The sequence below is a fragment of the Burkholderia sp. Bp9090 genome, assembly GCF_003857985.1.
In the GTDB taxonomy this organism is placed as follows: Bacteria; Pseudomonadota; Gammaproteobacteria; order Burkholderiales; family Burkholderiaceae; genus Burkholderia.
This window is the reverse complement of the sequence record NZ_QTPV01000024.1, coordinates 71,523-83,324: the sequence shown is the minus strand read 5'-3', so window position 1 is coordinate 83,324 and position 11,802 is coordinate 71,523. Positions and strand designations below refer to the sequence as shown.

12 protein-coding genes and 1 tRNA gene are annotated in these 11,802 nt (G+C 64.9%); all 13 read right to left on the bottom strand.

The features are described from left to right. Positions 1 to 78 precede the first annotated feature (78 nt). The 13 genes from nuoF to DIE16_RS21620 all read right to left on the bottom strand — a co-directional run bounded on the left by nuoF (position 79) and on the right by DIE16_RS21620 (position 11,788). Entirely contained in the window at positions 79 to 1,389 is a 1,311-nt protein-coding gene (nuoF, locus tag DIE16_RS21685) for an NADH-quinone oxidoreductase subunit NuoF (RefSeq protein WP_006756904.1), read from the bottom strand. Then, positions 1,386 to 1,871, bottom strand: coding sequence for an NADH-quinone oxidoreductase subunit NuoE (gene nuoE, locus DIE16_RS21680; protein ID WP_006478266.1), 486 nt, complete (start codon positions 1,869 to 1,871; stop codon positions 1,386 to 1,388). The genes nuoF and nuoE overlap by 4 nt, the downstream gene beginning before the upstream one ends. A gap of 180 nt (positions 1,872 to 2,051) precedes the next feature. Then, on the bottom strand, positions 2,052 to 3,305 hold the full coding sequence (locus DIE16_RS21675; protein ID WP_044844663.1) for an NADH-quinone oxidoreductase subunit D: 1,254 nt from the start codon (positions 3,303 to 3,305) through the stop codon (positions 2,052 to 2,054). 9 nt (positions 3,306 to 3,314) lie between these two features. Next, positions 3,315 to 3,917, bottom strand: coding sequence for an NADH-quinone oxidoreductase subunit C (locus tag DIE16_RS21670; RefSeq protein WP_044844664.1), 603 nt, complete (start codon positions 3,915 to 3,917; stop codon positions 3,315 to 3,317). A 21-nt stretch (positions 3,918 to 3,938) separates the two neighbouring features. Continuing rightward, the gene (locus DIE16_RS21665) at positions 3,939 to 4,418 is read right to left on the bottom strand and encodes an NADH-quinone oxidoreductase subunit B family protein (RefSeq protein ID WP_006398799.1); all 480 of its coding nucleotides are present in this window, start codon (positions 4,416 to 4,418) and stop codon (positions 3,939 to 3,941) included. A gap of 62 nt (positions 4,419 to 4,480) precedes the next feature. Continuing rightward, positions 4,481 to 4,840, bottom strand: a complete 360-nt coding sequence (locus DIE16_RS21660; protein WP_006398798.1) for an NADH-quinone oxidoreductase subunit A — start codon at positions 4,838 to 4,840, stop codon at positions 4,481 to 4,483. 154 nt (positions 4,841 to 4,994) lie between these two features. After that, positions 4,995 to 5,079, bottom strand: a tRNA-Leu gene (locus DIE16_RS21655). Positions 5,080 to 5,190: 111 nt separating this feature from the next. Next, positions 5,191 to 5,571, bottom strand: a complete 381-nt coding sequence (gene secG / locus DIE16_RS21650; protein WP_042977371.1) for a preprotein translocase subunit SecG — start codon at positions 5,569 to 5,571, stop codon at positions 5,191 to 5,193. Between the two features lie 72 nt (positions 5,572 to 5,643). Further along, positions 5,644 to 6,399, bottom strand: coding sequence for a triose-phosphate isomerase (gene tpiA / locus DIE16_RS21645; protein WP_124522488.1), 756 nt, complete (start codon positions 6,397 to 6,399; stop codon positions 5,644 to 5,646). Positions 6,400 to 6,539: 140 nt separating this feature from the next. Continuing rightward, positions 6,540 to 7,559, bottom strand: coding sequence for an NAD(P)H-quinone oxidoreductase (locus DIE16_RS21640; RefSeq protein WP_044844666.1), 1,020 nt, complete (start codon positions 7,557 to 7,559; stop codon positions 6,540 to 6,542). 143 nt (positions 7,560 to 7,702) lie between these two features. Next, positions 7,703 to 9,850 (bottom strand): polyribonucleotide nucleotidyltransferase, encoded by a 2,148-nt coding sequence (pnp, locus tag DIE16_RS21635; protein WP_124571639.1) that lies wholly within the window; start codon positions 9,848 to 9,850, stop codon positions 7,703 to 7,705. Positions 9,851 to 10,141: 291 nt separating this feature from the next. Then, positions 10,142 to 10,411 carry a 30S ribosomal protein S15 gene (gene rpsO, locus DIE16_RS21625; protein WP_006398792.1) on the bottom strand — a complete coding sequence of 90 codons (270 nt, stop codon included), beginning with the start codon at positions 10,409 to 10,411 and terminating at the stop codon, positions 10,142 to 10,144. 117 nt (positions 10,412 to 10,528) lie between these two features. Continuing rightward, positions 10,529 to 11,788, bottom strand: coding sequence for a branched-chain amino acid ABC transporter substrate-binding protein (locus DIE16_RS21620; RefSeq protein WP_124487248.1), 1,260 nt, complete (start codon positions 11,786 to 11,788; stop codon positions 10,529 to 10,531). Positions 11,789 to 11,802: the final 14 nt, after the last annotated feature.

Below are 11,802 nucleotides of genomic sequence, written 5' to 3'. Positions count from 1 at the left end.
GAATGGTCCTTAACCTATTTCCGCCCGTTCGCGCCTTCGCCCGACCGTGCGCTCAAATTCCGCAACCGGTGCTTCGCTTCAGGCTGCCGCCGCGTGCGCGTGGCCGCCGACCATGCAGTGCTTGTGCTCGACGTGGTACGCGAATTCGTCCCAGTAATGCTTGAGCATCCCGCGAACCGGCATCGCCGCCGCATCGCCGAGCGCGCAGATCGTGCGGCCCATGATGTTCTCGGCAACCGAGTTCAGCAGGTCCAGATCTTCCTGGCGGCCTTCGCCGTGCTCGATACGATTCACGACGCGATACAGCCAGCCGGTGCCTTCACGGCACGGCGTGCACTGGCCGCACGATTCCTCGTAGTAGAAGTACGACAGGCGCAGCAGCGAACGCACCATGCAGCGCGTCTCGTCCATCACGATCACCGCGCCGGAGCCGAGCATCGAGCCCGCCTTCGCGATCGAGTCGTAATCGAGATCGGTCTGCATCATGATGTCGCCCGGGATCACCGGCGCCGACGAGCCGCCCGGAATCACGGCCTTGATCTTGCGGCCGCCGCGCATCCCGCCGGCGAGTTCCATCAGCGTCGCGAACGGCGTGCCGAGCGGCACTTCATAGTTGCCCGGACGCTCTACATCGCCCGACACCGAGAAGATCTTCGTGCCGCCGTTGTTCGGCTTGCCGATCTCGAGGTAATTCTGCGGCCCGATGGACAGCAGGAACGGCACCGCGGCAAACGTCTCGGTGTTGTTGATCGTGGTCGGCTTGCCGTACACGCCGAAGCTCGCCGGGAACGGCGGCTTGAAGCGCGGCTGGCCCTTCTTGCCTTCGAGCGACTCGAGCAGCGCCGTTTCCTCGCCGCAGATGTACGCGCCGTAACCGTGGTGCGCGTGCAGCTGGAACGAGAATTCCGAGCCCATGATGTTGTCGCCGAGGAAACCCGCGGCGCGCGCCTCATCGAGCGCGGCCTCGAAGCGTCGATACACTTCGAAGATTTCGCCGTGAATGTAGTTGTAGCCGACGGTGATGCCCATCGCGTACGCGCCGATGGCCATGCCTTCGATCAGCGCATGCGGGTTCCAGCGCAGGATGTCGCGATCCTTGAACGTGCCCGGCTCGCCTTCGTCCGAGTTGCAGACGAGGTACTTCTGCCCCGGGAACTGGCGCGGCATGAAGCTCCACTTCAGGCCGGTCGGGAAGCCCGCACCGCCACGGCCACGCAGGCCCGACGCCTTCACGTCGGCAATCACCTGCTCGGGCGGAATCTTTTCTTCGAGAATGCGGCGCAGCTGCTTGTAGCCGCCGCGCGCAACGTAGTCTTCGAGATGCCAGTTCTCGCCGTTCAGACCAGCGAGGATCAGCGGTTTGATGTGACGGTCGTGGAGGGACGTCATTTCGAGAGCTCCTCAAGCAGCTGGTCGATCTTCTCGCGGCTCATGAAGCTGCACATTCTGTGATTGTTCACCAGCAGCACCGGCGCATCGCCGCACGAGCCCATGCATTCGCCTTCCTTCAGCGTGAACTTGCCGTCGGGCGTGGTCTCGCCGAAGCCGATGCCCAGCTTCTGTTTCAGGTAGTCGGCCGTCGCTTCCGCGCCGCCGTGCGGGCCAAGCTGGCACGGCAGGTTCGTGCAGAGCGTGATCTTGTGCTTGCCGACCGGTTTGAGCTCGTACATCGTGTAGAACGTCGCGACTTCCTGCACGGCGACGGCCGGCATGCCGAGATAGTCCGCGACGAACTGCATCAGTTCGGGCGACAGCCAGCCGTGCTCTTCCTGAGCGACGGCCAACGCCGACATCACGGCGGACTGTTTCTGATCGGCGGGATACTTCGTCAACGCTCGATCGATTTCCTTCAGGCCTTCAGCTGAGATCATTTTCAGACACGACTCTTTCAATTCCTACCGAACGAACAACCTGCCGCACTGCTGTGCATGGACGGCAGACCTGGCGCTCACTGTTGACAGCTTGCGAAGCCGCGCCGGCTCGGCGCATACCGCATGTGACTTCGCGTGTGACTGACTGCTCGCCGCCCGCTCGCGCAAGCGGCGCAACCATTAGCGATCGATTTCGCCGAACACGATGTCCTGCGTACCGATGATCGTGACGGCGTCGGCAATCATGTGACCGCGCGCCATTTCGTCGAGCGACGCGAGGTGCGCGAAGCCCGGTGCGCGGATCTTGAGGCGATACGGCTTGTTGGCACCGTCCGACACGAGGTAGATGCCGAACTCGCCCTTCGGATGCTCGACTGCCGCGTACGCCTCGCCTTCCGGCACGTGAAAACCTTCGGTGAAGAGCTTGAAGTGGTGAATCAAGTCTTCCATGTTGGTCTTCATGCCGACGCGCGACGGCGGCGCAACCTTGTGATTGTCGGTCATCACCGGGCCCGGATTCTTGCGGAGCCACTCAATACACTGTTTCGCGATACGGACCGACTGGCGCATTTCTTCCACGCGCACCAGATAGCGGTCGTAGCAATCGCCGTTCACGCCGACCGGCACGTCGAAATCCATGCGGTCGTACACTTCGTACGGCTGCTTCTTGCGCAGGTCCCAGGCGATGCCCGAGCCGCGCAGCATCGGGCCCGTCAGGCCCATCTGCAGCGCACGCTCCGGGCTGACGACGCCGATCCCGACCAGACGCTGCTTCCAGATCCGGTTGTCGGTCAGCAGCGTTTCGTATTCGTCGACGCACTTCGGGAAGCGCGTGAAGAAGTCGTCGATGAAGTCGAGCACCGAGCCGCTGCGCGCTTCGTTCATCTTCGCGAGCGCCTTCTCGTTGCGAATCTTCGACGCCTTGTATTGCGGCATTGCGTCAGGCAGGTCGCGATAGACGCCGCCCGGACGGTAGTACGCCGCGTGCATCCGGGCACCGGACACCGCTTCGTACACGTCCATCAGGTCTTCGCGCTCGCGGAATGCGTACAGGAACACGGCCATCGCGCCGACGTCGAGTGCGTGCGCGCCGATCCACATCAGGTGGTTCAGCACGCGGGTGATCTCGTCGAACAGCACGCGGATGTACTGCGCGCGCTCCGGCACGTCGATGCCGAGCAGGCGCTCGATCGCGAGCACGTAGCCGTGCTCGTTGACCATCATCGACACGTAGTCGAGACGGTCCATGTACGGCACGGACTGGATGAAGGTCTTGCTTTCCGCGAGCTTTTCGGTCGCGCGGTGCAGCAGGCCGATGTGCGGATCGGCACGCTGGATGACTTCGCCGTCGAGCTCGAGCACCAGGCGCAGCACGCCGTGCGCTGCCGGGTGCTGCGGGCCGAAGTTGAGGGTGTAGTTCTTGATTTCTGCCATGACGCCCCCTTAATGTTTCAGACCGCCATAGCGATCCTCGCGGATCACGCGCGGCGTGATTTCGCGCGGCTCGATCGTCACCGGCTGGTAGACGACCCGCTTCTCTTCCGGGTCGTAACGCATTTCGACATAGCCCGACACCGGGAAGTCCTTGCGGAACGGATGGCCGATGAAGCCGTAGTCGGTGAGGATGCGGCGCAGGTCGGGGTGACCCTCGAACACGAGGCCGTACAGGTCGAACGCTTCGCGCTCGTACCAGTTTGCGGAGGTCCAGATGTCGACGAGCGACGCCACGATCGGCAGATCGTCGTCCGGCGCGAACACGCGCAGGCGCAGGCGCCAGTTGTTCGTGACCGACAGCAGCTGCGACACGGCCGCGAAACGCGGGCCGTCGTAGGCGCCGTCGCCGTACGTTTGATAGTCGATGCCGCACAGGTCGATCAGCTGCTCGAAACGGAGCTTCGGATCGTCGCGCAGCGTCTTTGCGACTTCGAGGTAATCGCTCGCCTTCACGACGAGCGTCAGTTCACCGATCGCTTCGGTGAGGCTCACCACGCGCGCGCCGAGCGCGGCTTCGAGGTTGGCCTTGAGGGTCTCGATTTTGCTTGCCATATTGAGGGGACGCTCGGGGCTTTATTGACGGGCGATGGTGTTGGTGCGGCGGATCTTCGCCTGAAGCTGGATCACGCCGTAGACCAGCGCCTCGGCCGTGGGCGGACAGCCCGGCACGTAGACGTCGACCGGCACGATCCGGTCGCAACCGCGGACCACCGAATACGAGTAGTGGTAGTAGCCACCACCGTTCGCGCACGACCCCATCGAGATCACCCAGCGCGGCTCGGCCATCTGGTCGTACACGCGGCGCAGCGCGGGCGCCATCTTGTTGCACAGCGTGCCGGCGACGATCATCACGTCCGACTGACGCGGGCTCGGACGGAACACGACCCCGAACCGGTCCAGGTCGTAACGGGCCGCGCCCGCATGCATCATCTCGACGGCGCAACACGCGAGCCCGAACGTCATCGGCCACAGCGAGCCGGTACGCGTCCAGTTGATCAGCTTGTCAGCCGTCGTGGTGACAAACCCTTCCTTCAAGACCCCTTCGATACTCATTTGCTTTCCACTCCAGACGAGCGGCCCAGCGTGGCCGCCCATGCAAACCGGCGATTAACCCATCACTCCCAGTCGAGGCCGCCTTTCTTCCAGATATAGGCAAAGCCCAGCAGGAATTCGAGCAGAAAAATCATCATTGCGATGAAACCCGGCCAGCCGATGTCCCGGAGCGCGACGCCCCACGGAAACAGGAATGCGGTTTCGAGATCGAAGATGATGAACAGGATGGCGACGAGGTAGTACCGGACGTCGAATTTCATCCGGGCGTCTTCAAAGGCTTCGAAGCCGCACTCGTACGGTGCGTTCTTCTCGACGTCCGGCTTGTTGGGACCAAGGAGCTTGCCGATGCTGACCAGCGCTATACCTAAACCAGTGCCCACGAGGAGGAACAACAAGACGGGGTAATAGGCTGCGAGGTTCAAGGCAATCCTCTATCGGTTGGTTCTGAGCGTCCGGAGAATACCACTTCCGGCGGAAGGAATCATTTCGGAGTGCGTGCAATCACAAGACAATCGCAAGGCACACCCCACAAATGAAAAATGCCAGCCACTAGAAGCGGCTGGCATTGAGTAACTTTGGTGCCGACGGCGAGACTCGAACTCGCACAGCTTTCGCCACTACCCCCTCAAGATAGCGTGTCTACCAATTTCACCACGTCGGCACTGCATGCAACTCGGGTTGTACTGCTCGTTTCCCGCGAATCGCTTCAAGAATTAAATTCTAACCCGAGTTCCAGATTTGTTCAACGCACAACCGCAAAAAATTTAACTTTTTATTTCGGGACGTCCTGGCCCGGCGCGCTTGCGGCCGACCCCGCAACCGCGGCGGACGCCGCGACTGCCGGTGCCGATGCTGCAGGTGCCGATGCCGGCGCGGTCGCTGCCGTGCCGAGCACGCCGGCCGACGGCGTCGACTTGTACGAACCGAGATACGTCAGTGCGAGCGTCGCGACGAAAAAGATCGTCGCGAGAATGCCCGTCGTGCGCGACAGAAAGTTCGCGGAGCCGGTCGCCCCGAACAGGCTCCCCGACGCGCCGCTCCCGAATGCAGCGCCCATGTCGGCACCCTTGCCGTGCTGCAGCAGCACCAGCCCGATCACACCCAGTGCAGACAGTACCTGCACGACAATAATCAGCGTCTTGAATAACAGCATCACACCCACCCGATTGGATCAGGCGACCGGACCGACCGGCCGCCATCATGGTTCAATTCGACCCCGGACCGCTCAACGCGCGGCCCGGCAGATCGCCAGGAAATCTTCCGCCTTCAGCGACGCGCCGCCGATCAGGCCGCCGTCGATGTCCGGCTGCGCGAACAGCTCTTCCGCGTTGTCCGGCTTCACGCTGCCGCCGTACAGCACCGATACGTCCGCCGCCCCCTTTGCCGCGAGACGCGCACGCAGGAATGCGTGTACGTCCTGCGCCTGCGCCGACGTCGCGCTCTTGCCCGTGCCGATCGCCCAGACCGGCTCGTACGCGACGACGATGCGCGCCGCCTCGTCGGCCGTCAGCACGGCCAGCACGGCGTCGAGCTGCGCACCGACCACCTGCTCGGTCGCACCCGCTTCGCGCTCGTCGAGCGTTTCACCGACGCACACGACGGGCGTGAGGCCTGCCGCGAGCGCGCGCTGCGTCTTCGCAGCGACGGTTTCGCTTCGCTCGCCGTGATACGCGCGGCGCTCCGAGTGACCGACGATCGCATACTGCGCGCCGAACTCCGCCACCATCGCGGCCGCCACTTCACCGGTGAACGCGCCCTGCTCGTGCGCGGACACGTCCTGCGCGCCGAACGCGACACGGCCGCCGGCGAGCTGCGCCTGAACCTGCGCGAGATACGGGAACGGCACGCACACGCCGATCGACGTCTCGGCCGCCACCGCGCCTGCGCCCTGCACCACTTCGTTCAGCAATGCCTGGTTGCCGGCCAGCCGGCCGTGCATCTTCCAGTTGCCGATCACTCGCTTCGTTCGTTGTTTCGACATCGTGTCTGTCTCGTCACTATCTTGTCATTAACGCACCGGAAACCGGCCGTCAGGTTGGATCTGGCGAAGCAAACCCGCGATTTTACTGCGCGCGGCTTGAACCGGTCAAACCGCACATGTCAAGTCCGGCCGCACGGCCGTCAGGTGGTCGTACCCCAATCGAGCACGATCTTGCCGATGTGCTCGCCGCTTTCCATCAGCGCATGCGCCTGCGCGGCCTCGCCGGCCGGCAGCACGCGGTAGATCACGGGCTTGATGCGGCCGTCCGCGAGCAGCGGCCAGACGCGCGCCTTCAGCTGTGCGGCGATGCGCGCCTTGAATTCGACCGGACGCGGACGCAGTGTCGAGCCCGTCACCGTCAGCCGGCGGCGCAGGATCTCGTTCAGGTTGACCTCGGCCTTCGCCCCGCCGAGCAGCGCGATCAGCACGAGGCGGCCGCCATCCGCGAGCGCGGACAGTTCGCGCGGCACGTACGAGCCTGCGACCATGTCGAGGATCACGTCGACGCCACGATCGTGCGTCAGCGACTTGACGACCTCGACGAAGTCCTCGGTCTTGTAGTTGATTGCACGTTCGGCGCCGAGCGCCTCGCATGCCCGGCATTTGTCGGCATTCCCGGCCGTCGCGAACACGCGATAGCCGAGCGCGTGCGCGATCTGGATCGCCGTCACGCCGATCCCGCTCGAGCCGCCCTGCACGAGCAGCGTTTCCTGCTCGCCGCCCTCGCCCGCGCCGAGCAGCGCGCGGTCGAACACGTTGCTCCACACCGTGAAGAACGTTTCAGGCAGCGATGCGGCTTCGATGTCGGTCAGCCCATCGGGAACCGGCAGGCATTGCGGCAGCGGCGCGACCGCGTACTCGGCGTAGCCGCCGCCCGCGAGCAGCGCGCAGACGCGATCGCCCAGCTTCAGGCCGAACGGGTTCAGCGCCGCATCCGACAGGTCGCCGCCGACGATCTCGCCCGCGACCTCGAGGCCCGGCAGATCCGATGCCCCCGGCGGCGGCGCATAGGCGCCCTTGCGCTGGAATACGTCGGGCCGGTTCACGCCGGAAGCCGCCACCTTGATCAGCACTTCGCCGCGCTTCGGTTCGGGGCGCGGACGCTCCGCGAGCTTCAGCACGTCGGGGGCGCCGAATTCGGTGATTTCGATGGCTTGCATGGTGGTCGCTCCAGGATCGGAATCGGGTGGCGCACCCGTGCGCGGCACGGGCGCCTCGCCGGCGCTGCTGCGCCGCACAACGATGCTACAGAAAAAACGGCCGGCACGCTTTCGCACTGCCGGCCGTTCTCACGCCTGTCCGCTTACTGCTGCGGCGGCGTATCCGAATGCGACGCCGCCGCTGCTTCGTTCAGCAGCGCCTTCGCCGACAGACGCACGCGACCCTTCTCGTCCGTCTGGATCACCTTGACCTTCACCTGCTGGCCTTCCTTCAGGTAGTCGTTGATGTCCTTCACGCGCTCGTTGACGATTTCCGAGATGTGCAGCAGGCCGTCCTTGCCCGGCAGCAGGTTCACGATCGCGCCGAAATCGAGCAGCTTGAGCACCGTGCCTTCGTACACCTGGCCGACTTCGATTTCAGCCGTGATCTGCTCGATGCGCTTCTTCGCTTCGGCCATGCCTTCGCTGTTCGTGCTCGCGATCGTCACGACGCCGTCATCGGAGATGTCGATGGTCGTGCCGGTTTCTTCGGTCAGCGCGCGGATCACCGAACCGCCCTTGCCGATCACGTCGCGGATCTTTTCCGGGTTGATCTTGATCGTGATCATGCGCGGCGCGAATTCCGACAGTTGCGTGTTCGCACCCGAGACCGCCGAGGTCATCTTGCCGAGGATGTGCATGCGGCCTTCCTTCGCCTGCGCGAGCGCGACCTGCATGATTTCCTTCGTGATGCCCTGGATCTTGATGTCCATCTGCAGTGCCGTCACGCCTTGCTCCGTGCCGGCCACCTTGAAGTCCATGTCGCCAAGGTGATCTTCGTCGCCGAGGATGTCGGTCAGCACCGCGAACTTGTTGCCCTCGAGGATCAGGCCCATCGCGATGCCCGCGACGTGCGCCTTCATCGGCACGCCGGCGTCCATCAGCGCGAGGCAGCCGCCGCACACCGACGCCATCGACGACGAACCGTTCGATTCGGTGATTTCCGACACGACGCGGATCGAGTAGCCGAATTCGTCGGCGCTCGGCAGGCACTTGACCAGCGCGCGCTTCGCGAGACGGCCGTGGCCGATTTCACGACGCTTCGGCGAGCCGACGCGGCCCGTTTCGCCGGTCGCGAACGGGGGCATGTTGTAGTGGAGCATGAAGCGCTCGCGGTATTCGCCTTCGAGCGCGTCGATGATCTGCTCGTCACCCTTCGTGCCGAGCGTCGCGACGACGAGCGCCTGCGTTTCGCCACGCGTGAACAGCGCCGAACCGTGGGTGCGCGGCAGCACGCCGGTGCGGATCTCGATCGGACGCACGGTGCGCGTGTCGCGACCGTCGATGCGCGGCTCGCCGTTCAGGATCTGCGAACGGACGATCTTCGCTTCGATGTCGAACAGGATGTTGCCGACGGTCGCCTTGTCGGCCGCGACCGTGCCGGCCGCCAGCGCGTCTTCCTCGAGCTTCGCCGAGGTTGCCGCGTAGACTTCCTTCAGCTTCGTCGAACGCGCTTGCTTGTCGCGCAGCTGGTAAGCGGCGAGCAGGTCGCCGTGCGCCAGTTCCGTCACGCGCGCGTTCAGCGCTTCGTTCTTCGGTGCCGGCTGCCAGTCCCACTCGGGCTTGCCGCCTTCGCGCACGAGTTCGTGGATCGCGTCGATCGCCGTCTGCATCTGCTCGTGGCCGAACACGACCGCGCCCAGCATCACGTCTTCCGGCAGCTGGTCGGCTTCCGATTCGACCATCAGCACCGCACGCTCCGTACCGGCGACGACGAGGTCGAGGCTCGATGCCTTGATCTGGTCACGCGTCGGGTTCAGCACGTAGGCGTTGTCGATGTACGCGACGCGCGCGGCACCGACCGGACCGTTGAACGGCAGGCCCGACACGGCGAGCGCGGCCGATGCGCCGATCAGCGCGGGGATGTCCGCCGGGATTTCCGGGTTCACGGACAGCACGTGGATCACGACCTGGACTTCGTTGTAGAAGCCTTCCGGGAACAGCGGGCGCAGCGGACGGTCGATCAGGCGCGACGTCAGCGTCTCGTGTTCCGACGGACGGCCTTCGCGACGGAAGAAGCCGCCCGGGATCTTGCCGGCCGAGTAGGTCTTCTCGAGGTAGTCGACGGTCAGCGGGAAGAAGTCCTGACCCGGCTTCGCCGACTTCGCGCCGACGACGGTGGCCAGCACGACGGTGTCTTCCACGTCGACGATCACGGCACCGCTCGCCTGGCGGGCGACTTCACCGGTTTCGAGGCGCACCTTGTGCTGGCCCCACTGGAATTCCTTCACGACCTTGTTGAACATGGACATGGTTGCTCCTTTGAATTCATTCATTTCATTCGCCGTGCGGGCCATCCCGCGCGGCGGCGTCCCGACCGAATCACCCGGAGCAAGGTGTGTTTTTTATGCCATTCCAGCACGCCGCTCGACGAGCGGCGCGCTGGAATGACACAAATCCCGACCCCGGTATCAGCCGTTCCGGCAGCCCGGCACCCACGTGCCGGACGACCTGCGGTGCGCGTGACGCTACGCACCGCGCAAAAACAAAATGCCTGCATCAGCGGACTGACACAGGCATCTTGCTGGCGGCAATCGCCTCGATTACTTACGCAGACCCAGCTTCTCGATCAGCGCGCGGTAACGGTCGGCATCCTTGCCCTTGAGGTAGTCGAGCAGCTTGCGGCGGCGGCTCACCATGCGCAGCAGGCCGCGGCGGCTGTGGTGATCCTTCGCGTGGGTCTTGAAGTGACCCGTCAGTTCGACGATACGTGCGGTCAGCAGTGCGACCTGGACTTCGGGCGAACCCGTGTCGTTGGTACCGCGGGCGAACTGAGCAACGACTTCCGACTTCTTGATATCTGCAACAGACATGAGATTTCCTTTGTTTCCTACTGGCTAACTAACAGGCGGACACGGAAGAATGGCCGTGCCGTGACTTACAACCGGCGGGCATTGTAGCACAACTGCACGCCGTTCCATCGCCTCCTGTCACGGGCGCGTCATCGAGCAGGTCGACGGCATCTGCGTGCGCTGCGCGGGCACCGCGAGGACGGTCCGGAAACCGTATCCCGAGCCCTCGTTGTCGAAGCGCACGCCCGGCGTGCCGGCCTTGTCCATTTCCATCACATAAAGGGGCTGGATCAACTGGTGATCCTGCGCCCGCATCGACGACGCGTGGAAGCCGTCGTCGAGCGACAGCCCTTCGAGCGCGCGCGCCACTGCGACGGGGTCGGACGAGCCGGCGCGATTCATCGCCGCCGCGAGCATCTCGATCATCAGGCTCATCCGTCGCACCGGATAGTCGTCCGGGGCAGCGGGAAAACGGGTCCGGTACGCGCGGTAGAACCCGTCCGATTGCGCGCCGCCCGCGTTCGGATGCCAGTCCGCGACGGCGACCACCCGGCCGACGCCCGCATCGCCGAGCGCGGCCGGCGCGCCGAGGCTGTTGCCATAGAACGTATAGAACTTCGCGTTCAGCCCCTGCTCGCGCGCCGCCTTCACGAGCAGCGTGAGGTCGTTGCCCCAGTTGCCGGTCACGACGGCGTCCGCGCCGCTTGCGCGGATCTTCGCGATGTACGGCGAGAAATCCTTGATGCGGCCGATCGGGTGGAATTCGTCGCCGGCGATCGTCACGTCGGGGCGCCGCTCGGCCAGCGCCTGCCGCGCCAGCGCGCTGACGTCGTGGCCGAAGCTGTAGTCCTGGTTCAGCAGGTAGACCTTGCGCAGCGGGCGGTCGCGCGCCATCACGTCCGCCAGCGCGGCCATCCGCATCCCCGCGTGCGCGTCGAAGCGGAAATGCCAGAAGCTGCAGCGCGCACCGGTCAGCGCCGGATCGTCGGCCGAATAGTTGAGGAACAGCATCCGGCTGTCCGGATTGCGCGCGTTCAGCTTGTCGAGCGCCGCGACGAGCGCGGCCGCGACCGCCGAGCTGTTGCCCTGCGCGACGAAACCGATGTGCCGGTCCGCCGCCGCGCGCAACTGCACCAGCGCCTCCTCCGGGCTGCCCTTGCTGTCGAGCACGACGAGTTCGAGCGGGTGCGCGCCGTCACGCAGCTTCACGCCGCCCGCCGCGTTGACCCGCTCGACGCCGAAGCGCAGGTTGCGCTCGACGGCCGCGCCCGCGTTCGCGAACGGGCCCGACATCCCTTCGATCAGCGCGATCCGCACCGGCTCGCCTGCCGCGAACGCGGACGACGCCAGCATCCACCCGGCGCTCCATGCGAGCGCGTACCGTTTCCACAGCTGCATCGGCTCCCTGCCCT